The following is a 24,724-nucleotide window of genomic DNA, read 5'->3' as shown; positions in this document are numbered from 1 at the left end:
ACAGTGTGGTTTATAGTTCGAATCTCTCCGTCTCCACAAAAAACCTGAAAACCCCGAAATTGAGTCAATTTCGGGGTTTTTTGTAAATGGTGGTATGTTAGTCATTATAAAAAGATAGTGGAACTGCTTTTCTATAGACTATCCACTTCTATCACTTGACTGTATGATATGTAGATTTATCAGTAAAGAGGATTCTATTATTGACAAAGTTGTTACTCTTGGAATTAAGTATTCAAAAACCCTAGGATTCATGCCAGAGGGTGGCTTCCAAGATCACGCGAAAAAAGGATTGATTGCAGTTGCAACGGAAGGTGATGACTTGTGGGGATACATTTTATTTAGAATTGGCACAAAGACTCATAAGATTACTATAGTTCATCTATGCGTAGATAAACCTTATCGCAGAAGGGGCGTATCAGAAGCTTTAATTAACTTTGTTAGAGCTAAGTATGAACGCTCACTTGATGGAATTGTACTAAGTTGTAGGAGAGACTACAAAGAAGCAACGAAATTTTGGGAAAGATACGGATTTAAGGTAGTCAGTTATCAATCAAGTAAAAGTCAGCAAGAAAGGCAGCTTGTAAAATGGTATTACAGTTTCGGGAATCGTAACTTATTTAATGACACATATTACAGCATAAATCAGAAAGAACTTTCTGTAAGTTTAGATACGAATATTATAATAAAGTATAGTGATATTTCTGAATTTGAAGATACACCTTATACTGCTGAAACACTAGAAGTTAAAGCATTATTTGCAGATTGGATAAGCGCAGAAGTGCGTTATTTCTACGCATCTGAAACCAATAATGAAATAAATAGAAATGAGAATTGGCAAGATGTCTTGAGATCAAGAAATGTATTGTCAAAACTAACTCGGATAGAAGCAGACGTAATCACTATACGTAAGAAAGAAGAGGACCTAAGAGATATAATTAGGGGGTATTCTCAAAATGATCGATCTGATCGTAGACAAATTGCCGAATGTATTGCTGCTAATACTGAATTTTTTCTAACTCTAGATAATGGGATACTTGATAAAAGTGATGAATTGTATGAAAAATATAAAATCAGTGTGTACCGTCCAGCAGAGTTTATTTTACATTTAGATAAGATATTAAATGAATCTCAATATCATCCATCTCGTTTGGCGGGTGCGCGCCATGAAGAAGGTAAGGCCCTATCAAGTGAGTTAGAAGAGCTGACAGAATATTTTATCTACCATAAAGAAAGTGAGAAAAAAGCTGAGTTAAAGAAGTTAGTATATTCGATAGCTAGTGATGTTAAAAATAGTATAATTAATACTGTTAAAGACCCAAATGGAAAGCCCATTGCATTTTGGGGATATACCCAGACAGCGGAATTGATTGACGTTCGTCTTATTCGGGTAAAGGGCGACCTGTCAAGTACGCTTATTAAACAATTGCTATCTAATATAATAAGGCTCGCTGTAAACAATAAAATACAAATTATTCAAATCACTGATAAATTTCTTTCAGAAGAGATAACGACACAATTACTAGAGTTTGGCTTTTTTTTGAAAAGTCAAATATGGATTAAGATAGCATTGCCCGGTTTGTTATCAGTGTATGATATACACAATGTGTGTACGTCTGTAGAGCTTCATGCAGAACTAAACACGATCCTAAATAAATATGAACTTGCTAGTGATACCCTGTCTAAAGCAGACATGCTTTATACGATTGAGCGAGCTTTATATCCAGTCAAGTTTAAAGAACTTGATATTCCCACTTACATCGTTCCCATAAAAGCGTACTGGGCAAGTCAACTGTTTGAACATTTTCTTGCAGATAGTACTATATATGGTTCCAGACCAGAAATAAGTTGGAACCGAGAAAATGCTTACTACAGAAGTCCTGCTCCTGGGGGTGAAAAAGCAGTTGGTAGAATATTATGGTACGTTAGCTATGATGAAAAATTTCCACATCGTAGTAAAGCAATCACTGCATGCTCATATCTAGATGAAGTAGTCATTGATAGTGCAAAAAAAGCATATAACAGGTTTAAGAAGTATGGTACTTATGAATGGAGAGATATACTGTCTACAGCAAAGGGAGACGCTTTTAATAAAATAAAAGTGCTAAAGTTTAGTGATACTGAGCTTTTTAAAAAACCTGTGAAGCTAATTTATCTAAAGAGTTTGTTAGGTCAAGGTCATTCCTTTGTATCTCCCTTAAAAATTAGCAATGAATTCTTTCATAAGATATATCTTTGTGGCAAATCATAATTTATATGAATCAGCTTATCCTTCTTTCTATCAAGCCTGAATTTGTTGAGCAAATATTTAATGGCAAAAAAACTATTGAACTCCGGAAGTGTAAACCTGATGCTAGGTTAAACGATATCATAATTGTTTATTGTACCAAACCTGTGAAGGCAATAGTAGGCATGTGTAGAATTAGTGAGATACTCGATTTATCACCTAATTGTGTTTGGGAGAAATACTCAACTCAACTAGGAATAACAGAAGATCAATTTTGGGACTATTACAAAGATTCTAATAGATCTATTGGTATACGCATGAAAGATGTTTGTCTATTTAAGGAGTCAATTCGTTTAAGTGAAATTAAAGGAGTCGAGCCTAATTTTTCGCCCCCTCAAACATTCAAATATTTTTCAAGAAGCAAGTTTTTGAATATTTATAAAAAGTATAAAAAATCTAAAATTGACTAAATGAGTGGATTATTGTAAAGTGTTTCTAGCATAGTACGAATTGATTCTTTTGCCATATTCATTATTTCATCTTCGTATAAAGTAGAGTTTATTAATAAATCGTAGTCATCATGAGGGTCATTTATATGCACCCACTTATTTCTATATGCTCTTAATCTATGTAATCTCATCTTTAACTCTTCATCTAGTGAAGAATCATTTATAAGTTGAAAAAAGCCCCACCGTCTTGTATCATTGTTCATGAAATGATCAAATCTCAAGTGAGATTCTATAGCCGCCTGGCAAGCTAAGATACACGAAAGGTTAGCCCCATTGCAAAAGGCAATTTCAGCATCCTTTGTCATAAAAACGGTACATTCGGACAGTATAATTCCCCCATTGAGAAGTTCTTCATCCAACGACAGTATGTATTCTTCTCTTTCGATCTTCGTCATAAAAATTTAGTATAGATACGTAAGGTGTGTGGCTATTGCGATGTACATACAGGCTTTTAAATTAATTCGTTACTTTTTCGTTCCAGTGAACCATATAAATGATCCCTGCTTTGACCGCCACTCACAATTTGACCTCTATACTTCAAGCTTGCTTTCTTCTGAGCTTCGAACCACTCGCGCTCCTCTTTACTCTTTGATTCACCCTTTTCGTCCCGATCTAATAAGTGTTTAAACGAAGCCATTCCGGTTAATTCTGGTTTATCTTTCATGTTTCGCTATCAGCTTTCTCAATCATAAAAGCCATAAGGTTCGACCGTAACAAAAATACAGGGAGTACATACACTGGCCACACTCTGTATCTGGCTAATCCAAGCTTTTTACGTGCTGCAAATAAAAAAGCCAACAGCCTTTTGAAGACTATTGGCTTTTTTATCTGGCCAATCTAAAAAAGTAGACCTGTTTCGCCAATCCTATTTACTCAGAAAGTGTATGCAAGTGGCTGACTAAGATGGCCCGTTTGTCCTGACAATGCTGGATACTTTCATTTGCCAGGCCGATCAGGACCTTAGCTTCATCGGTTGATCCATGCTCGTTAAGCCCCTCAATGACGCCAATGTAGGTGGCCACCAGATCATCGTAGTACGCGATTTGCTTGTTTACTTTTTCTTTTTCGGTTTGCGGTTGATTCATAACGAACGTTGATTTTGCCAGCACCTGCCGACTGTTTTACTCAATTAAGGATGTAAAGTAGTAGGATAAAGAAATCAGGAACAATAAGCTACGTCAATAAACTCAAAACAGCTGATCAACCTGGTTAAACGCCAAGGCTATGTCCGATAGCCGCTATCGCTTGTACTTAAAGACTAAATAGGGAATCATCCCCGCATTCGGGTAAAAACCGTCTGAAATTCGGTAGGCACCATTGGCACCCAGCTCCTTACATTTCAGCTTGAGCTTTTCCTTCACAACTTTATCGACAGTAGCCTGACCGACGGAAATAGTAACTACACCCAACCGCTCGATTTCCACAGGAATGTCTCTTTCTAACAAAAAGATTGTAAGAGAAGTATCGTTTGCCGCTTGACTATTATCAATGGTACTGTTGTCAGCAGAGGAAACGCGAGTAGTAGCACAACTTATAAGTGTCCAACTCAAAAGCAGTAAAGCAAGGATCGGTTTCATGTAAAAGATGTTTTATAGTTAATTTCATTTAATAACGCCAATAGCCCACTTCACCGAGAAGCAACCACGTTTTTAGAGAGTGGCTTTAACCGTAGTTTGACTAAAGTCGGCCATTTTTTGCCGGTGACATAAAAGGCATTTTCAGCTGGTTGAAAGGCGATGCCGTTCAGCACGTTTTCGTTGGTGTTAACGGTTGGCGGTAGAATAGATTCCATGTTGAGCGTTCCGACAACTTTCCCTGTTTTTAGGTCGATCTGTACGATGCGGTTCGTTTGCCAGACGTTGGCGAAAACATAGCCATCGACGTACTCCAGTTCATTCAAATTCCTGACTGGCCCCTTGTTGTCATACACGTTCAGCTCACCTAGGGGCTGAAACTCGGGCGAAAGGAAAAATAGTTTGTTGGAGCCGTCGCTTAAGATGAGGGTTGTATCGCGGTGGGTCAGGCCCCAGCCCTGCGTATGGTAGGTAAACGTCTTGTCCAGACGGAAATCCAGGTTATACCGGAAACAGACTCCTGATGTCCAGGTCAACTGGTAAATTTTATCGTTCACAATCGTGATGCCTTCGCCAAAATACTGGTTTGCCAGGGGGACTGATTTTCGAATAGCGCCGGTCTTTACGTCGACCTGCATGAGGTTGGACTGCCCATTCAGACCCGTACTTTCGTACAAAACACCCTTGTAAAACTCCAGACCCTGCGTGAAACTGGTTTCCTGGTGCGGATAGGTGTTAAGTACCGAATACGTGATGTTCTCGGGGACAATGTCCGACCACATCTCCAGGCTGAGCGTATCGGCAAAGGAGACACTGCCAGACGTAACGCCACTCACAATAATCTGATGCAGCCCCGTTTTGCCACCGGCATACCCAACAGCAATTGTCCTGGCCGTCTGCTCAAAAACAGGTGACTCCTCCGCATCGATCGTGACCTTCGGGCGTACGACCGGTTGACTGAGCTGAAGCCGAATGGTATCGCCCAGGGTATAGGTTGTTTTCGTAAGGGAAGCGATGGCTGGTGTCGTTGTGTCGGCAGTCGATGCCGGTTTCTTTTTCTGACAGGCCATAGGCAGAAAGCCTGCCAGCAACAGGAAAAGGAGGGAGCAGAAGCGGATGGTCATGTCTATGATGGCGGGTGATGGGTAGCCTGGGGTTTAACGTCTATGGGCTGGCTAAACTTACATATTTCTACGGTAACGACCGCCCACGGCATAAAGCGCATTCGAGAGTTGCCCCAGCGAACAGACTTTGGTGGCTTCCATCAACGACTCGAACACGTTCTCGTTGGCCAGGGCCGCAGCCTGTAACCTGGTCAGCGCCCGTTCGGCCTCAACTTGGTTGTGCGCCTGAAACTGCTGACACGCGTCAACGGCATACCGCTTTTCGTCGTCGGTGGAGCGGATCACGGCTGCCGGGACGACGGTTGGCGAACCAGCCGGGTCCAGAAATGTATTGACGCCCACCAGGGGGAGGTCACCGTCGTGTTTCAACGTTTCGTAATGCATCGACTCTTCCTGAATTTTGCTGCGCTGGTACATGCGCTCCATCGCGCCCAGCACGCCCCCGCGTTCGTTGAGCGACAGGAATTCCTGGTAGACAGCCTCCTCAACCAGATCGGTCAGTTCCTCAACGACAAACGAACCCTGTAATGGATTCTCGTTTTTGGTCAATCCAAACTCGCGGTTGATAATCAGCTGAATCGCCATGGCCCGCCGGACGGATTCTTCGGTTGGCGTAGTTATGGCTTCATCGTAGGCGTTGGTATGCAAGGAGTTACAGTTATCGTAAACCGCCAGTAGGGCCTGTAAGGTGGTGCGAATATCGTTGAAGCCAATTTCCTGCGCGTGCAAACTTCGCCCCGATGTCTGAATATGGTATTTCAGCTTCTGGGACCGGTCGTTAGCCTTGTATTTATGGCGCATCGCCTTGGCCCAGATTCGGCGGGCCACCCGCCCCAGTACCGTGTATTCGGGGTCCATTCCGTTCGAGAAAAAGAACGACAGGTTGGGCGCGAAGTCATCGATGTGCATGCCCCGGCTGAGGTAGTATTCGACAAACGTAAAGCCATTGGACAGTGTGAACGCCAGTTGCGTAACCGGATTAGCCCCGGCCTCGGCAATATGATAGCCCGAAATCGAAACGGAGTAAAAATTCTGAATCCGGTTGTCGGTAAAATACTGTTGAATGTCGCCCATCATTTTCAGGGCAAACTCCGTCGAAAAAATGCAGGTGTTTTGTGCCTGATCTTCTTTCAGAATATCAGCCTGCACGGTTCCGCGCACTTTCCGGAGCGTATCCGCTTTGATTTGCTCATATACCTCCTGGGGCAACACCTTGTCGCCCGTGGTGCCAAGCAGCATCAGACCAAGTCCGTTGTTCCCGTCGGGGAGGGGGCCGTTGTACCTTGACCCCACCCCCGGCCCCTCCCCTGAAAAGCAGGAGCGGGGTAAGGTCTCGTCAGTTGTGCCCCCCTCTCCTTTTTTCAAGGGTTGGGTTGGGTTGGGGTTCGCCTTCAACCATTTCTCACACTGCTGATCAATGGCCGCATTGAGGAAAAAGCCGAGTAGCATCGGGGCCGGACCATTGATCGTCATGGAAACGGACGTCGCCGGATCGCAGAGGTCGAAACCGGAGTAGAGTTTCTTGGCATCGTCGAGGGTACAAATGCTCACCCCTGAATTGCCGACTTTGCCAAAAATATCGGGTCGCAGGGCGGGATCTTCGCCGTACAGCGTCACGGAGTCGAAGGCCGTAGACAATCGTTTGGCGGGAAGCCCGTTCGAGACGTAGTGGAACCGGCGGTTGGTGCGTTCGGGGCCACCTTCGCCCGCAAACATGCGCGTGGGGTCTTCGCCATCGCGTTTGAGGGGAAACACACCCGCAGCGTACGGAAATTCGCCCGGCACGTTTTCGGTTAGTAACCAGCGCAGAATGTCACCCCAGTCGTGGTATTTCGGCAGGCTTACTTTGGGTATTTTCAGGTGCGAAAGTGTTTCGGAATACAAGGGTTGCCGAATGACTTTGTCGCGCACGGTAAACGCATAAAACTCGGCGATGTACCGTTGCTGCATCGCGGGCCATTGCTGGACCAGGGTCCGGCAGTCGGGGTGCAGCCGGGCCTCGAGTTCGGTGTAAATAGTGTACAGCGAGTCCTGCAACGGGCCATCGTTAAGCAGTTTACGCGTTCCATCCAACTGATACAGGTTGCGGGCCAGGCTTGTCTGTTCCTGCACAAAGGCATCGTACCGGCGGCTTTCCTCGACAATCTCAGCCAGATACCGCACCCGCTCCGGTGGAATAATGGCCTGGGGAGTTTCAGCGTTGAGGTGGCCTGAATGCGCTGTCGCCGAGGCTGCTGCCGTAAACGGGACGTCAAGGATGGACATCAGCTTAGCGAAGAGCCTGTTCATACCGGCATCGTTGAACTGCGACGCGATGGTGCCCAGAATCGGCAATGCTTCGTTCGGGGCATCCCACAGGTTATGGTTACGCCGGTACTGCTTCCGAACGTCGCGCAGGGCATCCAGCGAACCCCGTTTGTCAAATTTATTGATGGCGATCACATCGGCGAAATCGAGCATATCGATTTTCTCCAGCTGCGTGGCGGCACCATAGTCGGCCGTCATCACGTAGAGTGTCTTATCGGCATGTTCCGTGATTTCAGTGTCCGATTGCCCAATGCCGGAGGTTTCAACGATAATCAGATCGAACGGAACCGCTTTACACACATCGATGGCGTCCTGCACATGGCGACTCAATGCCAGATTCGACTGTCGGGTAGCCAGCGACCGCATATACACCCGGGGTGAGTGGATCGCGTTCATCCGAATCCGGTCGCCGAGCAGTGCACCACCCGTTTTCCGCTTGGATGGATCGACGGAAATGATGGCCAGCGTTTTATCGGGATACGTTCGCAGGAAACGGAGCACCAGTTCGTCGATCAACGACGATTTTCCGGCGCCCCCTGTGCCCGTGATTCCGAGAACCTTAGGCGATTCGGTAGCCTGCGGCCGTGGAACGTAATCGTCCGGGTGATTTTCGGCCGTCGTGATCAGCCGCGCCAGTTGAGTACGGTCCTTCGTAGGGGGTAAATCGACGTCGCATTGCCGCAGCAAATGGTCGATCATGCCCTGTAAACCCATGGATCGGCCATCGTCGGGCGAGTAAATACGGGCAATGCCGTAGGCGTGTAATTCCTCGATTTCGATGGGCAGGATCGTGCCGCCCCCGCCCCCAAAGATTTTGATATGTCCCGCCCCGCGTTCGTGGAGCAGGTCGTGCATGTACTTGAAAAATTCAAGATGCCCCCCCTGGTAGCTGGTCACGGCAATACCCTGTACATCTTCCTGAATGGCACAATCCACGATCTCCGCCACCGAGCGGTTGTGCCCCAGGTGAATCACTTCGGCACCCGATGCCTGCATAAGCCGACGCATGAGGTTGATAGCCGCGTCGTGGCCATCGAACAGCGAAGCCGCCGTAACGATGCGAATCTTATGCCTGAAGGCTTGCGTATCCGACGAGTCGGGTTTACTTTTCTGCGCAGTCATGGGGTAAAACGAATAGATTTGCTTGATCAACCGTCTGACATGACTAAAATCAGGATGAAGAATAAACTACTTGCGTTGGTAGCTGGCTTTCTGCTGGCTGGTTTGGCAACGACCTCCGTAAACGCACAGAAAGATCAGGACAAGGCGCTTCTTTACGAAGTGACCGGCCCCGGACTGGCGAAGCCGTCGTATCTCTACGGAACGTTTCACCTCGTTTGCCCAACGGATCTAACCATTACCGATGCCATGAAAAAGGCCATTGGGGAGGCCAGCCAGGTGTACCTGGAGCTGGATCTGGACGATCCGGGCCTGATGGCAAGTATGCAGAAAGCCATGATCATGACTGGCGGCAAAACCATCAAAGACCTTCTCTCGCCCGACGATTATAGCGTGCTGGATACATACCTGAAGCAGAAAATGAATATGGGCCTGGCGCAGGTGGGCATGTTGAAACCCATCGGCCTGTTGTCGCTCATGTACATGACGTTGCTGCCCTGTCAGCCAGCTTCTTACGATATGACGTTTGCCGAGATGGCCGCCAAAGAAAAGAAAGAAGTGCTCGGTCTGGAAAGTGTTGATGCCCAGTTGGCGGCCCTGGACAAGATTCCGATGCAGGAGCAACTGAAAGGGCTGGTCGACATGGCGAAAATGCCCGACGAAGCAAAAAAAGAATTTGCCGATTTACTGGCCGCCTACAAAGCCAGCGATATGACCAAACTAACGGCCTTGATGAAAAACAGCAAGTTTGGTGATATGGCCGAATTTGAGGACAGTCTGCTCGGGGAGCGCAACGCCAACTGGATTCCGGTCATTGAAAAAGCCGCCAAAGAAAAGCCTACCTTTTTTGCCTTTGGTGCCGGTCATTTGAGCAACGAAAAGGGCGTTGTCAATCTGCTTCGTAAGAAAGGGTATTCGGTCAAGCCGGTCCAGTAGCGGTGTACAGGCGTTTCGGGGTAGTTATCCTGAATCATTATTTTTAATCTGACAGTTAGACCGGGCGAGCTTCCTGCTTTGATTAACGATAGTGCTGTACGCTGTTAAGAACCATTACCTCAATCCATGAACAACCCTTTTTTTTCGACTACCTGCCTTATTACCTCTCTATTTTTGATGAGTACGGCCTGGGGAAACGCCCGGCCTGTTCCGCCCCTTAAACCGGCCCGTGTTATCAAATCAAGTATTACTCCGGCGGAAGTTAAACTGCCTTCGGGCTTTTCGGCCAGCATCGTTGCTGAGGACCTGGGCTCCGCCCGCCACATTGTCGTCAGCAAAACGGGCGACATTTACGTGAAACTTGCCAAATTGAAAGAGGGCAAAGGCATATACCGTTTGCGCGACACGAATAAGGATGGCGTGGCCGATGAGCGCGTCGGTTTCGGTGATTATCCCGGAACGGGGATTTTTATCCGGGATGGGTATCTGTATACGTCATCGAACAGCAGCATCTATCGGTACAAGCTGAACGAGAATCAGGAAGTCATCAATCCGGATCAACCCGAAAAACTAGTGTCTGGATTGCGGGAAAAAGACCGCGACAAGTCGAAGTCCATTGCCGTAGATCATCAGGGGAATATTTATGTCAACATCGCGTCGGACAACGACGCCTGCCGCGTAGCGGGCACCGGCAAAGGGATGATGCCCTGCCCACTGCTGGATTCGGCCGCGGGCATCTGGAAATTTAAAGCGAATGTACCCGATCAACCCTTTTCCAGTGGCGTTCGCTATGCGACCGGGTTGAAAAACGTTGTCGGGCTGGATTGGAACAGCAAGACCAACTCCCTATTTGTCACGCAACACGGCCGGGGTAAGTTCGATGATTTTTATCCGCAATACTACACGCCGAAACAAAGCGCTGAGCTGCCAGCCGAAACAATGTATGAGCTGCACCAGGGCGATGATGCTGGCTGGCCCTACGTGTATTACGACCACTTTCAGAAAAAGAAGATTCTGGCCCCCGAGTATGGGGGTGACGGCAAGAAAACAGGAACGGCTAAAACAATCAATCCCACGGCCGCCTTCCCGGCGCATATGGGACCCAATGCGCTTCTGTTTTATACCGGGACGGCCTTCCCGGAGCGGTATCGGAATGGGGCCTTTATTGCCTTTCATGCCCAGTCGCAGGAGATTCATAAGGGATATCTGATTGGGTTCGTGCCTTTTAAAAATGGCAAACCGTCGGGTCCCTGGGAAATCTTTGCCGATAATTTTGCCGGTACGGATCTGGTGAAACCCACGGGTCCGGTTCAGCACCGGCCCTGTGGCCTGGCGCAAGGCCCCGATGGGTCCTTGTACGTTAGTGACGATCTGAACGGTACACTTTTCAAAATCAGTTACCAGGCTTCAGCGAAAAAGGCTACTGCTGCCTCATCGAAGTAAAGAACCCCTGTGATAGGAGTGGTGTCAGTTTCTTAACTGACACCACTCTACATTACTCAAGGTTACCTTCACAAAGAAAGGCCAGCATCGCACGACGCTGGCCTTTCTTTGTGAGACGTCTACTATTATTTCGATTCGGTCAGTTCCAGCACAACGCTGGTTCGGCGGGTATCTACCTGCGGATTGAAACCGATGGTCATCAGGTAGTTGCCTGAATAAGTTGTGGTATTTTTGTTGATGGCCGAAGTCGTTCCCGGATACACATTCAGTTCCTGAATCCGGTACGATTTAGCCGGGTCAAGTCCACTTAGTTTAATGGGTGCCACACTGCCGGCTTTATAGCGATCCTTGACCAGATACGTGAACCAGACGGCCCGATCCTTCGCTTCATTGACGTACATGGCTGAGGCCACATCATTGGTATACGGCGACGCCAGCCGAAACAGATCCCCCTTCCAGATTACATCCTTAAGGCGGTCATACGTCTTCAGGGCTTCCTGACTAAACGCCAGTTCGGGCTCGGTTAACTTGCTGACGACAATATCATATCCCATTTTCCCCATCATGGCAACATCCGTTTTGAACTTGATGGGTTGTTTGCCCCAGTCGGTGATGTGGTTGCAGGTGGCGATGGACGGGAAGAAATACGAGTCATTCCACTGAATGAAAACCCGTTCGAGGGGGTCGGTATTGTCGCTGGGCCAGAATTCGGTAAAGTAGTTCAGGGCACCGTAATCCACGCGGCCACCGCCCCCCGAGCAAAGCATCATCGGTAGGGTGGGGTACTTGGCCCGCACCCGTTCCAGGACCTTATAAAGCCCCTGCACATAATCGACGTAGAGATTCGACTGATTTTGGATCGTGGCTGAATAGGCGTTGTAAATTACCGCGTTACAGTCCCACTTGATGTAGCCCAGGGTTGGGTTCTTGACCATCAGGTCGTTAACCACGCTGTAGACGAAATCCTGAACTTTCGGGTTAGACAAATCCAGCACCAGCTGATTCCGGAAGTAATACTCCGACCGATTGGGCAATTTGATGACCCAGTCGGGGTGTTTTTCGTACAGTTCGCTTTTCGGGCTAACCATTTCGGGTTCGAGCCAGATGCCAAATTTGATCCCGGCGCTCTCGGCCTCTTTCACCAGATAGCCGAGGCCGTGGGGAAGTTTTTTTGCGTTTTCCTGCCAGTCGCCCAGGCTTGTTTTATCATTGTTACGCGGGTATTTGTTGCCAAACCAGCCATCATCCAGTAAAAATAGATCGACACCCAGCTTTTTGCCGTCCTTAAAAAGAGCCGACAGCTTTTCTTCGTTGAAGTCGAAATAGGTGGCTTCCCAGTTATTCAGGAGGGTTAAGCGATTGCCTTCGCCCTGTGGAATCCGGTGCTTGCGCGCCCAGCGGTGCAGACTGCGGCTGGCTCCACCCTTGCCCTGATTGGAATACGTGAACAAAAAAGCGGGCGTTTTAAACTCGGTATTGGGCGCCAAGGAATACGCCGAAGCATAGGGATTGATACCCGGAATAATCCGTAAGTTGTGGAGCGGATCGACTTCAAAAGCCAGCTGGAAATTCCCCGACCACGAAAGCGTTCCGGCAATGACTTCGCCCTGATTTTCATCGGCGGGCTGGTTGAGTGCGACTAGAAAGGAGGGCGGCTGAAATAAATCGGCGCGCGTACCGAGCTTGGAGTCCAGGATTTTTAGGCCCTCGGTCAGGGGTATTTCGCTGGGGTTCATTTCATGGGCCCAGTCGCCGTGGAAATGCGTCAGGTAATAAGTCTGGGCCGGGATGTAGAGGTTCGCCGATGCATATTTATGGAGCGTGACGGGTTTCTTTTCCGTATGCCGAATTGAACTCCACTGCTCAATGACATCTTCTTTCTGATACGCTTTGTAAAACAACGTTACCTCAAACGGGTACTGAGGATCTTTCAGGAAAACCTTGGTCAGTACAACCCCATCGGCAATGGATTGTGTTTCGTGCCGGACATACTTAAGATCGAGAGACGGGTTTCCGTCGGCATGGGTCACCTGTATGGCGGGTTCCAGTAAATTCCGGCTACCGGCGGGGGTGTAAATCGAATTGTAAATGCCAGTATAATCTTCACCGCGCTTACCGTTGGCGGGAATGGCCGCGTATTCGGCCGAATTACGCAGTTTTGGCCCCAGGTGAACCAGGGTAGGAATCTGGTCTTTATCGACCCGAATGACAAGGGCCGTCTGTTGGGTTTCAATTGTGATGTGCGTATCGCCCGGGGCCGCATTGGCGGTAAAAGAAATCAAAAAACAAAGAAGCAGTGACAGACAAAGCTGTTTCATCAGAAAGTAGTTAGGTAGTGAAAAATGGGGAAGTCAGGGCGCATCAGACAACTCCTGAAGCATGTCGGCCAGGTTGAGCTGCGTGGATGGCGTTGTATCGGCCCGGAGCACCCGTTTCATGTACGCCAGGGCATCGTGCGTATGGGTTGCTTTGATGGCGGCCACACAGTCGGCCGGAATGGTAAGTTTCAAGTCACGCATAAAAGCATCGTTTGCCGAAAAGAGTACACAAGAATCAGTGCTGACACCCGTCAAAATTAAGTGTTTTACGCCCAGATAGGTCAGCAGCATATCAAGCGTCGTCTCATAAAAGGCAGAATTTTTGGGCTTGAGCACAAAATAATCGTCCGGGCCAGGTTTAAGCACAGTCGCCAAACGCTGACCCCGAACCCCGTCGGTCAGGACGTGCTTGATCACGTCGTTAAAGTTTGACCGCCAGCGCCCAAAATTATCATTGGCATAAATAACCGGAATTTGCTCGGCCTGCGCCTTTTTCTTTAGCCGGGCAATGGCATCGGCAACGCGGCTGGCGGGTTCGAGGAGTTCGTCTCCCCCCGGAAACTCCAGATCATTGATCATGTCGATAATCAACAGCGCCACAGGCGACGAATCGGGAGCATTCCCGTGTAAATCTTCGTTCTTAACTTCCATTTGAAACGTTGAATAAATGATTGTCCTGGTAAAACAAGAAATTCCTAAACAATTTCTGATCCTCGGACTCCCTCTTTAACGCCTAATTGTTAGTTGGCGGGCTTTGTGGTATACTCCATAAATCGGTATACTTCCTGCCGGGTGACATCGAATACCTGCGCCGTTTGTTGGCGGAGTTGCTTATGGGCCTGCGCGGAGAGGATGGGCGTTGCGGTATCCGCCAGGACCGGATTGGCGATGGCGCCCAGACTGGTAACGTAGTGCGCCACACTAAATTCGTAGCCCTTTTCACTACCATTCGGAATTACTAACGCCGAAAAATCCCACCCGAGCAGGTTACCTCGTTTGATCCGTTCTTCGCTTAGCTTCTTTAGCTGACCAACAAGCCCGTCATAATCGGCCCCCGGATTCCGGCGACGAATCCGATCAACAACCATAAATTGGGTGCCGTCGGGCGCAAATTTTGGAGAAAACGTGCCCTCCGTTATTTCCCAGATTTCGGTTTTCACCACCGGCGCTGTTGCCCGGTCCCGTCGTTGCAGGTCGGCCATTTTCGTCTTCACACTATCCCCATAAAGCCGGGCCATAGCCTCGGGTGATGCCCCTTTAATGGCCATCTCATGGGTAATAATTCGGGTGACGTAGTCGTACTCGGTCTGATTCGGATTCGATGTAAACTGTTTGACGGTCATGTACCAGCCTTCCAGCTTTCCTTCATCAACGGCGGCCTGATTTATCTTTTTCCATTCACGCTCTACAGGAAGCGCATCCTGAATGGTAAGGCCGGGAGACAACTTATGGTAGATCAGATACATGTATGTTTTTTGAGGGGCTTTGGTCTGCGCATGGCCATGGGGATGGGCAATAACAAAAACGCTGATAAACAGGGTAAGACGGCTCAAAAGGGAAAACGGGTTCATTGACTAGAGTTGGTTAGGGTAAAAGTTGACATAATGCGTGATGGATGCTGATCGCAAATTTTGGCGGGTAAGCTAGCAAAAAACGATTTTTCGGACCAGTCTTGAGCCTACAGCTGTCGTCAAAAAATAATAGACTAGACAATTTTATAGCTCCCGATCGGTAGAATGTTTCCATCTGCTCTTTCGTAGGTAGTAGCCAGTCAAAAAGGGATACTAACTTGATTGTAAGTAGATTATAAACCTTGATGAAAAACTTGAAACGAACGCTGCTGGCCTGCTTGACCAGCTTATCCCTGACGACCAACCTGCCGGTGGTGGCTCAGAAAGCCAATCTTGGCCTATTCGACGGCCACGGCGACATTGGGGCTGTTCTCAAATCGGGTTCAGCCGCCTATAATCCCCAGACGCGCACCTATGCCCTTTCCGGGTCGGGCTACAATGTTTGGTTTGATCATGACGAGTTCCATTATATGTGGAAGCGCATGAAAGGCGATTTTTTACTCTACACACGCGCGGTCCTGGTGGGTAAGGGCGTCGATCCGCACCGAAAAGTAGGCTGGATGGTTCGAAGTAGTCTCGACGGGAAATCACCTCACATCAACGCGGTTGAACATGGCGATGGGCTGACGTCTCTGCAATTCAGACGGACCGAAGGAGGAAATACCGAAGAAGTACGCTCGAAACTAACCGGGGCCGACGTGATCCAGCTGGAACGGAAAGGCAATACCTATACCATGCGCGTGGCCAAGTTTGGCGAACCGTTTGTAACCGAACAGGTTACCGACCTGCCGCTTGGCGATGAGGTGTATGTTGGGTTATTCATTGGGTCGCACAATAAAGATGTGCTTGAGCGGGGCGTTTTCCGGGACGTGCGCATCAGCGTTCCGGCCTCTGACGAGCTGGTGCCGTATAAGCAATACCTGGGAAGCAACCTCGAAATTCTGGATGTAGCCAGCGGAAATCGGCAGGTGATTTTCAATTCACCCAGGTCGTTGCAGGCTCCGAACTGGACGCCGGACGGTAAAACGTTGTTGTACAACAGCGATGGGCTGATGTATACCTTTAATCTGGCCAGCCGCAAGCCGTCGGTCCTGAATACGGGCGATGTAAAAAATAACAACAATGACCATGTGCTGTCGTTCGATGGAAAAATGCTTGGCCTGAGTAGTGGTGTGAAAGAACTGGGCGGGTCGATTATTTATACCGTTCCGACAACGGGGGGGGCACCCAAACAGATTACACCCAAGGGACCATCGTACCTGCATGGCTGGTCGCCGGATAAGAAAACGCTGATTTTTACGGGGCAGCGGAACAACGAATTCGACATTTATGCCGTACCCGCTGCCGGTGGCCCTGAGGTGCGACTAACCGAAGCGAAAGGCCTTGATGATGGCCCGGAGTATACGCCCGACGGGAAATACATTTATTTCAACTCTGCCCGGACGGGAACCATGCAAATTTACCGAATGAAGGCTGATGGTACTGACCAGCAGGTAATTACAAATGGCGAATTTAACGACTGGTTTCCGCACATCTCGCCGGATGGCAAATGGCTGCTGTTCATATCGTTCCTGAAAGAAGAAGTAAAGGCGGATGATCATCCCTTCTATAAGCACGTCTACCTGCGCATGCTGCCTATATCAGGCACCGGCCAGCCCAAAGTGCTGGCGTACATCTATGGCGGGCAGGGGACAATCAACACGCCATCCTGGTCGCCGGATAGCAAACGGGTAGCCTTCATCAGCAACTCGGCTGAGTCGGCGCTCAGCCCTGTCGAAAAATGATGAGTACGGGGTAGTGGTTTATGGCAGTCCGTCGCTAGGGCTGGCTGATTGCCATAAACCACTACCCGTACTCATTTCTTTAGCTACTTTCCGTACTTTTGCGGGATGGAATTACCGGGTATGGAAATACTGAAAAGCGATAGGCTTACGCACCTTAAATATGACATTCGGGGACCGATTTATGAGAAATCCCTCGAACTGGAAAGTCAGGGATACAAAATCATCAGCCTGAACATTGGGAATCCGGCCACGTTTGGCTTCGACGCTCCCGACGAAATTGTTCATGATATCATTCTGAATATTCGAAATGCGCAGGGCTATTCGGATTCCCGTGGGTTGTTTGCCGCGCGAAAAGCCGTCATGCACCACACGCAGAACATTGGCTTGCCGGGCATTGCCATCAACGATATTTACATCGGCAACGGGGTGAGCGAGCTGATCATGCTTTCGATGCAGGCCTTGCTCAATGAAGGCGATGAAGTGCTGGTGCCCTCCCCCGATTATCCGCTCTGGACGGCTTCGGTAGCTTTTTGTGGCGGTAAGCCGGTACATTATATCTGCGACGAAGCGGCCGACTGGAATCCCGATCTGGCTGATCTGGAGCGGAAAATCACGCCCCGGACGCGGGCTATTGTTGTGATCAACCCCAACAACCCAACCGGTGCCGTATATGATAAAACCGTACTGGAAGGGCTTGCCCGACTGGCCGAACGCCATAAACTCATTGTCTTTGCTGATGAAATCTATGACCGGATCCTGTACAATGAGCATGTTCATTACCCGATAGCCAAAATGATTAATGACACCCTCTGTATCACCATGGGCGGTTTGTCGAAAAACTACCGGGCGGCAGGTTTTCGGGGCGGCTGGATGATTCTGAGTGGTGCCCGCCAGCGGGCCAAATCGTATATAGAGGGCCTGACCCTGCTGGCCAGCATGCGGCTTTGCGCCAATGTGCCTACCCAATATGCAATCCAGACGGCGCTGGGCGGTTATCAGAGTATCAATGACTTAGTGATGCCAATGGGACGCCTACATAAGCAAATGATGCTGGCTTACGAACGCATGACCGCTATTCCGGGCATCACCTGCGTGAAACCGAAAGGGGCACTTTACATCTTTCCCAAAATTGATCTGACACAATTTCGGCTGGCTAATGACGATGATTTTGTGCTTAATCTGCTTATTGAACAGAAAGTACTTGTTGTGGCCGGTAATGGGTTCAACTACATCCATAATGACCACTTCCGAATCGTTTGCCTGCCAACGGTTGATGAATTGACGGTCGCGCTGGACCGGATCGAAAACTTTTTGGAAAGCCGACGGTTATAAAAAGCTGGAGACGACGATAGAAACCTGTAATGGCCCGGAATTCCGGGCCTTTTTGTTTGGATTCAACTTTATCCGGATGCGGTCTTAAGTACGTATAAGGAGGTACGTACCTAGGAAAACATGCCCGTCCGGCGATGAAACGTTTCCCGGAAATCAGGCGTTAATTGATTCCCATTTGTAATAAATTTTGTTGGTATGGCTGTCGGCAAAATTGTAAACAGATTAATGAAATTTTATTCAATAGCCTAGTGGGTACGTTTCGCGCCCACTGCTTTTTTTAGTACGTACATGGAAGAAACAAAAGAAAATGTTCACCGCTCTGAAACGCAGAGTACCGAACGCATTGCCAATGACTTACCCAAGCGCGACGAGTTACTGCTGACGCCCGACGAACAACGCATCAAAGAGGCTTTTCAGGATCATGACTGGAACGAAATAAAAACCGCCGACTCATGGGTCATTTTTAAAGTAATGGCCGAGTTTGTGGAAGGATTTGACAAGCTGGCAAAAATAGGGCCCTGTGTATCCATTTTCGGCTCGGCCCGAACCAAACCGGATAGCCCGTATTACAAAATGACCGAAGAAATAGCGGCTAAGTTAGTTCGGCATGGCTATGGTGTCATCACGGGGGGAGGACCCGGTATTATGGAGGCCGGTAACAAAGGGGCCTTCGAGCAGGGTGGTAAATCGGTGGGGCTGAATATTAAATTGCCCTTTGAACAGCATAGCAACATTTACATCGACCCCGACAAGAGCATCAACTTCGATTTTTTCTTCGTCCGCAAAGTCATGTTTGTTAAGTACGCCCAAGGGTTTGTCGTTATGCCCGGAGGTATGGGAACCCTCGATGAATTGTTTGAAGCCATCACCCTGATTCAGACCCGTAAGATTGCCCGTTTCCCGATTGTGCTCGTCGGCAGAACCTACTGGCAGGGACTGATCGACTGGATAACCAACGTCATGCTTGGTGAGGAACAAAACATCAACGCGGAGGATATGAAGCTCATCAGCATTGTCGATACACCGACGGAGGCCGTCAAAGTGATCGACGAGTTCTACAACAAATACCTGCTGAAGCCTAACTTTTAAGGAACACGGACCATCCCGATCCCGCACCTATAGCCATAAACTGACCTTGGTTAGCCAAAAGCTATACGGACAGGAGCGGGGTGGTCCGCCTTAGTTTAAAATGGTGTCTCCTGACTCGGATCGGCGTTACCGAAATTCGACATCGTATTGGCCTTACTCTTGAAGACGCTACCCGCCGATGGGGGCGTTTCGAAGCTACTTAATCCATTGACCTCCGGTGCAAAACCCTGCGCTTGTACGGGCTCGAAATACGAATCGAGGTCACAGAACTTGGTGAACTTACCAATAAATTTAAGCTGCACCGTATCCAGGGAGCCACTCCGGTTTTTAGCAATGATTACTTCCCCGATACCAACCGTCGAGTTTCCGTTTTCGTCGGCTGTAATGTTGTAATATTCAGGGCGATACAGGAAGCAAACCATGTCGGCATCCTGCTCGATGGATCCCGATTCCCGAAGGTCAGATAGTTGCGGTTTCTTGTCGCCCCCACGGGTTTCCACCGCCCGGCTCAACTGCGAAAGGGCAATGACCGGCACATTTAGTTCTTTCGCCAGGTTCTTGAGCGCCCGCGAAATCGACGCGATTTCCTGTTCACGGTTACCGCCCCGACCACCGGATGTATCACCCGACATCAACTGGAGGTAGTCAATCACGACCATCTGAATATCGTGCTGGGCTTTCAACCGTCGGCACTTGGCCCGGAGTTCCAGAATGGACAGGGCAGGGGTATCGTCGATGAAAATAGGCGCTTCGGTCAGCCGCTGAATTTTGTGGTGCAATTGCGTCCATTCGTGCGGGGCCAGCGTTCCTTTTCTGATTTTCTCCGAATCAATTTCCGCTTCGGCCGAGATAAGACGATTGACCAACTGGACCGACGACATCTCAAGCGAGAAAATCGCGACGGGTTTTCCATGATCGACAGCCGCATTTCGCAGGGCACTAACGACAAAAGCGGTATTATGTGTAACGGTCATGTCTTCGAGAAGGAACAACCGATTTCCGTCAATAGAGAAGCCGTAATAATCGTCGACTTTATCGTACTCAACCGAAATGCCAGTGACCCGCCAGTCAGCTCGCGCTCTTAATGCCCGAGCTTTCTTCCGTTCAATACGCACGGGAATTGAATCAAGGTTGCCGAAAATACGAAGTCGGTAAACCGTCGAAACATAGCCTAATTTAGCAATAGTGCCCTGTTTCTCCTTAAGCGAGCAACGAAATCCTAACGTGTCGCACAGATACTTCAGTTGTTCGGCAAGCTCTTTATTCTTCTGCGTAATCTCGTAGCAGTTAAACTCTTCCTGATAGTGACCGTCACTGTCAATGAGGCCGGCTAAAAGCTTCAGCCGGTTTTCGGTTGAGTTGATCAGGTATTTACGGGGAATATGTTTGCTTTCAATAACGGATAGGCCCCGTAATTCAGCCTGTACATTAAATACGGGATTCCGTCCTGACTGATCACCACCACGCTGACCGGATGTAATTCCATAATTATTGGTCCGGTTAGTTTGCTGGTACGTAACCATTTTAAGACCAAGACTGTCTGCGTAAGTTTGCAGATAATCTATAACCTCAGTGTCGGTATTCGTGATACGGGAACTGTAGGAATGGCCATCTCCCAGCCACAGCCCCACAAAGTAGGGGTCGAGTGGTACGCTTTGCTCCGGGAAATCAACCGCAACTTTGTAGCCTTTATAGTTCGTTTTAAACTTGTTCGACTTAGTTAAATAATCTCGAACGGTAATATTCAGAACGTCCCCCTTGGTATGCCCCCCTTCGTTGCGACTTCGCTTAAGCGAAAGAATGTGGCTTTCGTTGACCCGGTAATCAATGCCTTTATTCTGCCTTATCCAGTACATCCGCTCCTGACCACGAGCAATGCTCAGTACTCGTCGGGGAGTCGAGTCATCACCCATCAACAGATCGCCTTCACGCACGTCTTCCACCTTGCGTAGCGATCCATCGAACATAACCACTTTAGTTCCTTTGCCAAGGCATTTGCCCATCGCGGGCCTGGCGGCCAGAATGATCAATTCGGTTGGTTGCCAGCCCGAAGTGACCCGGTCGAGGTTAGTAAAGCCGGATGGAACTCCGGTTAAGCCTTCCTGATTTTTCTTGGTTTCGAGTTCATTCAGCGCCATCCTGACAATGGTGCTCATGTCGGCATAATTCTTCTTGATGTTCGATTCCGAAATCTTGAAGAGCGATTGCTCGGTGCGGTCCAGCAGTTCAAAAACGTCCGTAGTATCCTCGTAGGCGTCGCGTAGAATCGTGGACGACATGGCGATGAGCGCCCGTTTGAGGGCCTGTTCCGACACAATACGCGCGTGGTACTCGATGTTGGCCGCCGAGTTGACCCGAAAGGTAAGCTCGGAAACGAATCCACCACCACCGACCATCTCGATTTCGCCGGTCTTACGCAATTGCTGCGTAACGGTCAGCAAATCGATGGGATCTGAATTTCCGAACAGGGTCAGGATGGCCTGGTAAATCCGCTGATGGGCTTCCTTGTAAAATGTCTCTGGTTTAAGAATATCGACAACCGATGACAGGGCATCTTTTTCAATCATCAACGCCCCCAGAACGGCTTCTTCGAGATCAAGCGCCTGGGGGGGGAGTTTGCCTAGGCCCGTATCGAGCCAATGGTTTCCGGCCTGTTGACGACCCCCGGCAAAGGCCGAAGGTTTACGAAGGTGTTGGTTGGGGCGTGCGTTATTCTCCATCTCTTAGTGCAAGTTTACGCAATCTACCCCCCACAAGGCAAGCCCGTCCTGGTTTACGTATAGACACGGCAATCGCCAAAACGGCCGTAACATTCTGGTAATGTTGACACTATCCTGCTGAAAAAAAAACGGATTTTTTAAGCAACGGTTGCGGGGTGGGTTAGCGTACATAATACAGAAGTGGAGTAGTGATCTGTACATCAGCAAGATAGAGATTATCTGGTATAAAATACTCCTTTTGTGCAAAAAAATATCGGTAAATAAGAAATAGATCCAGATGAATAAATTTTCGATAAAACGCGTTGTACACCTAAAGAAATCGCTTACTTTTCGGAATCACACTTTAACGTAATTCATCGTTTGGTCGAAAAAGTCATCACCCTCGACAATGTATCGCTCATCGACTTCCTGGGCGTGGAGAACCACAATATTAAAGAAGTGGCCGCTGCCTTTCCAATGAGCAAAATTATCTCGCGTGGCAACGAGATTCGTATTAAGGGCACTACGCCCGAAATCAGCCGCATCAGTGATATTCTGGACTCGCTGATGGAACATTATCAGAGATACGGGAAAATCACCCACGAAAATGTCCAGAGCTACCTTAGTCATAGTGGGCTGCCCATCAGTGGGACCGGAATGGCCCCACCCGTGCCGCCCGATGATGACGAGGTACTGGTTTATGGAACACGCGGGGTCGTGGTTCGGGCGAAGACGGACAATCAGAAACGGCTCGTTGAAGCCGCCGAAAAATACGATCTGGTGTTTGCCATTGGACCGGCTGGTACCGGAAAAACCTACACGGCCGTTGCTATTGCCGTGCGGGCGTTGAAAAATAAAGAAGTTAAGAAGATCATTATAACCCGGCCAGCCGTGGAGGCAGGGGAGAATCTTGGCTTTTTGCCGGGCGATCTGAAAGAGAAAATCGATCCTTATCTGCGCCCGATCTATGACGCGCTCGATGATATGATTCCGGCTGAGAAACTGAAGTTTTATACCGAAAATCGAATCATTGAGATTGCGCCCCTGGCTTACATGCGGGGCCGGACGCTGAACAATGCGTTTATTCTGCTGGATGAAGCGCAAAACACGACTCCGATGCAGATGAAAATGTTTCTGACCCGGATGGGCCCAACGTCGAAGGCAATCATTACCGGTGACCGTTCGCAGATTGACCTGCCCAACCGGCAAAAATCCGGGTTGATCGAGTCCGTCGATATTTTGAAAAACATCAAAGGGATCTCTTTCGTAGAACTGGATGGCCGCGATGTTGTCCGGCACCGTCTCGTTCGCGAAATTATTACAGCGTATGAAAAAGCAGGTCAATAGTAACCTGACCGTGGTGAATCAGACCGGCTGGCGTTGGCTGGCCGGTCTGATTTTGTCTTTACTTGTCTCATCAGGCTGGGCACAACCTATCCAGGAGGAACTGACTAATCGTTGTGGGGTGGTCGACCATGAACGCATTTTACAACAACGTGACCCCGGCCGCCTGGATGAACTCAATAAACTAAATCGCCTGATTCAACAGGCTGACGCGAAAAAACAGTCGCTCAGGCAAGCGGACGACCAAACCGTCTACCGCATACCGGTCGTGGTACACGTGGTGCATAGTAACGCGACGAATACCATTGGCGGAGCCAACAACGTAAACATTTCAGACGAGCAGATCATTTCCCAGATTCAGGTTCTGAACGAGGATTATCGCCGGAAAGAAGGGACCAATGGCTTCAATACCAGCCCAATAGGGGCCGACGCGCATATCGAATTTTATCTGGCGACAACGGATCCCGAAGGAAAGGCGACCAACGGCATTACCCGCCACTATTACGCGCAGAAATCGTCGTTCAATGTGTTCAACGACGATGTATTGCTCTCCCAAATTGCGTATTGGCCCAGCAATCGGTATCTGAACATCTGGGTTACTAAAGTGGATACGTACATTGGCTATACGCAATTTCCAACGGCAGCAGACACCTTGAAAGGGCTTCCGACATCGTCAAACGAATTTACGGATGGCACCATAATCGATTATCGTTATTTTGGGAAACGCATCGGAACGGTCAGCTCCTCATCGCTGTACGCGCTGGGGCGCACGGCCACGCACGAGATTGGCCATTGGCTGGGTCTGATTCATACCTGGGGCGATGGAAATGGGTGCGCCGAAGATTACGTAGCGGATACGCCACCCACCGAAGACCGGTCGGATGTGTCCAGGCTGCTTACCTGTACGCAGACGTATTCGACCTGCTTCAACGGGCAGCAAACCCGTGATCTGGTCGAAGATTACATGAACTACTGGCCCGACGCCTGCATGAATCTGTTTACGGCCGGTCAGGTGTCCCGTATGCGCCTGGTCATGACATTGAGCCCTCGCCGGGCACAGTTGCTCAAGTCGGTAGCCTCGCCCCTGACCGAAACGGAAGCACTTACGGTGAATCTGTATCCAAACCCAACAACAACGGACCCGTCTGTCGACGTGCAGCTAAAAGGGTTTCAAACGTTTAGTGTCGATCTGTTCGATGCAACCGGGCGTCAGATGCGAACCTATTCGTACACGAACTCCCCCAGCACCCGTGTCAACCTTTCCGTACAGGGATTAGCGACGGGCATATATATTGTTCGGGTTAAAACCGGCAGCGAAGTAGCCAGTAAACGCTTGCTGGTTCAGTAATTC

The 24,724-nt window shown here is 48.9% G+C and carries 19 protein-coding genes; 9 read left to right on the top strand and 10 right to left on the bottom strand.

Features of this window, described 5'->3' with window-relative positions:
* The first annotated feature begins 163 nt into the window (after positions 1-163).
* Both ACYU8Y_RS16935 and ACYU8Y_RS16930 read left to right on the top strand, forming a co-directional pair.
* A complete protein-coding gene (locus ACYU8Y_RS16935) occupies positions 164-2,248 on the top strand; it encodes a GNAT family N-acetyltransferase (protein ID WP_460939235.1) in 2,085 nt (694 codons plus the stop codon).
* A gap of 5 nt (positions 2,249-2,253) precedes the next feature.
* Positions 2,254-2,694, top strand: a complete 441-nt coding sequence (locus ACYU8Y_RS16930) for an ASCH domain-containing protein (protein ID WP_460939234.1) — start codon at positions 2,254-2,256, stop codon at positions 2,692-2,694.
* Here ACYU8Y_RS16930 and ACYU8Y_RS16925 read toward each other — a convergent pair.
* The 6 genes from ACYU8Y_RS16925 to ACYU8Y_RS16900 all read right to left on the bottom strand — a co-directional run bounded on the left by ACYU8Y_RS16925 (position 2,691) and on the right by ACYU8Y_RS16900 (position 8,860).
* On the bottom strand, positions 2,691-3,128 hold the full coding sequence (locus tag ACYU8Y_RS16925) for a hypothetical protein (RefSeq protein ID WP_460939233.1): 438 nt from the start codon (positions 3,126-3,128) through the stop codon (positions 2,691-2,693). The two genes, ACYU8Y_RS16930 and ACYU8Y_RS16925, sit on opposite strands and share 4 nt — an antisense overlap.
* A gap of 56 nt (positions 3,129-3,184) precedes the next feature.
* Positions 3,185-3,397 (bottom strand): hypothetical protein, encoded by a 213-nt coding sequence (locus tag ACYU8Y_RS16920; RefSeq protein WP_460939232.1) that lies wholly within the window; start codon positions 3,395-3,397, stop codon positions 3,185-3,187.
* Positions 3,398-3,602: 205 nt separating this feature from the next.
* The gene (locus tag ACYU8Y_RS16915) at positions 3,603-3,818 is read right to left on the bottom strand and encodes a hypothetical protein (protein ID WP_460939231.1); all 216 of its coding nucleotides are present in this window, start codon (positions 3,816-3,818) and stop codon (positions 3,603-3,605) included.
* A 153-nt stretch (positions 3,819-3,971) separates the two neighbouring features.
* Positions 3,972-4,310, bottom strand: coding sequence for a hypothetical protein (locus ACYU8Y_RS16910; RefSeq protein ID WP_460939230.1), 339 nt, complete (start codon positions 4,308-4,310; stop codon positions 3,972-3,974).
* 50 nt (positions 4,311-4,360) lie between these two features.
* Positions 4,361-5,431, bottom strand: a complete 1,071-nt coding sequence (locus ACYU8Y_RS16905) for a glutaminyl-peptide cyclotransferase (protein WP_460939229.1) — start codon at positions 5,429-5,431, stop codon at positions 4,361-4,363.
* A 57-nt stretch (positions 5,432-5,488) separates the two neighbouring features.
* Positions 5,489-8,860 (bottom strand): methylmalonyl-CoA mutase family protein, encoded by a 3,372-nt coding sequence (locus ACYU8Y_RS16900; protein ID WP_460939228.1) that lies wholly within the window; start codon positions 8,858-8,860, stop codon positions 5,489-5,491.
* Between the two features lie 54 nt (positions 8,861-8,914).
* Here ACYU8Y_RS16900 and ACYU8Y_RS16895 point away from each other — a divergent pair, with 54 nt between their 5' ends.
* Both ACYU8Y_RS16895 and ACYU8Y_RS16890 read left to right on the top strand, forming a co-directional pair.
* Positions 8,915-9,793, top strand: coding sequence for a TraB/GumN family protein (locus tag ACYU8Y_RS16895; protein WP_460939227.1), 879 nt, complete (start codon positions 8,915-8,917; stop codon positions 9,791-9,793).
* A gap of 126 nt (positions 9,794-9,919) precedes the next feature.
* On the top strand, positions 9,920-11,236 hold the full coding sequence (locus ACYU8Y_RS16890) for a PQQ-dependent sugar dehydrogenase (RefSeq protein ID WP_460939226.1): 1,317 nt from the start codon (positions 9,920-9,922) through the stop codon (positions 11,234-11,236).
* A gap of 125 nt (positions 11,237-11,361) precedes the next feature.
* Here the strand turns inward: ACYU8Y_RS16890 and ACYU8Y_RS16885 are convergent, their stop codons facing one another.
* From ACYU8Y_RS16885 to ACYU8Y_RS16875, 3 genes are all read right to left on the bottom strand, one after another.
* Entirely contained in the window at positions 11,362-13,554 is a 2,193-nt protein-coding gene (locus ACYU8Y_RS16885) for an alpha-galactosidase (RefSeq protein WP_460939225.1), read from the bottom strand.
* Positions 13,555-13,587: 33 nt separating this feature from the next.
* A complete protein-coding gene (locus tag ACYU8Y_RS16880; protein ID WP_460939224.1) occupies positions 13,588-14,205 on the bottom strand; it encodes a cysteine hydrolase family protein in 618 nt (205 codons plus the stop codon).
* An 89-nt stretch (positions 14,206-14,294) separates the two neighbouring features.
* The gene (locus ACYU8Y_RS16875) at positions 14,295-15,125 is read right to left on the bottom strand and encodes a cupredoxin domain-containing protein (protein ID WP_460939223.1); all 831 of its coding nucleotides are present in this window, start codon (positions 15,123-15,125) and stop codon (positions 14,295-14,297) included.
* Positions 15,126-15,370: 245 nt separating this feature from the next.
* Here ACYU8Y_RS16875 and ACYU8Y_RS16870 point away from each other — a divergent pair, with 245 nt between their 5' ends.
* The 3 genes from ACYU8Y_RS16870 to ACYU8Y_RS16860 all read left to right on the top strand — a co-directional run bounded on the left by ACYU8Y_RS16870 (position 15,371) and on the right by ACYU8Y_RS16860 (position 19,330).
* Positions 15,371-16,909, top strand: a complete 1,539-nt coding sequence (locus ACYU8Y_RS16870) for a TolB family protein (RefSeq protein ID WP_460939222.1) — start codon at positions 15,371-15,373, stop codon at positions 16,907-16,909.
* A 120-nt stretch (positions 16,910-17,029) separates the two neighbouring features.
* Entirely contained in the window at positions 17,030-18,241 is a 1,212-nt protein-coding gene (locus ACYU8Y_RS16865; protein WP_460939221.1) for a pyridoxal phosphate-dependent aminotransferase, read from the top strand.
* A gap of 288 nt (positions 18,242-18,529) precedes the next feature.
* Entirely contained in the window at positions 18,530-19,330 is an 801-nt protein-coding gene (locus ACYU8Y_RS16860; protein WP_460939220.1) for an LOG family protein, read from the top strand.
* 95 nt (positions 19,331-19,425) lie between these two features.
* Here ACYU8Y_RS16860 and dnaB read toward each other — a convergent pair whose 3' ends face one another.
* A complete protein-coding gene (dnaB, locus tag ACYU8Y_RS16855; protein WP_460939219.1) occupies positions 19,426-22,050 on the bottom strand; it encodes a replicative DNA helicase in 2,625 nt (874 codons plus the stop codon).
* Between the two features lie 360 nt (positions 22,051-22,410).
* Here dnaB and ACYU8Y_RS16850 point away from each other — a divergent pair, with 360 nt between their 5' ends.
* The gene (locus tag ACYU8Y_RS16850; RefSeq protein ID WP_460939218.1) at positions 22,411-23,376 is read left to right on the top strand and encodes a PhoH family protein; all 966 of its coding nucleotides are present in this window, start codon (positions 22,411-22,413) and stop codon (positions 23,374-23,376) included.
* Positions 23,357-24,721, top strand: coding sequence for a M43 family zinc metalloprotease (locus tag ACYU8Y_RS16845; RefSeq protein WP_460939217.1), 1,365 nt, complete (start codon positions 23,357-23,359; stop codon positions 24,719-24,721). Before ACYU8Y_RS16850 ends, ACYU8Y_RS16845 begins: the two co-directional genes overlap by 20 nt.
* The last annotated feature ends 3 nt before the right edge of the window (positions 24,722-24,724 follow it).

The organism is Spirosoma humi, from assembly GCF_054776575.1.
Note: the sequence above shows the minus strand (reverse complement) of the source record. Positions and strands in the feature narration are given on the sequence as shown.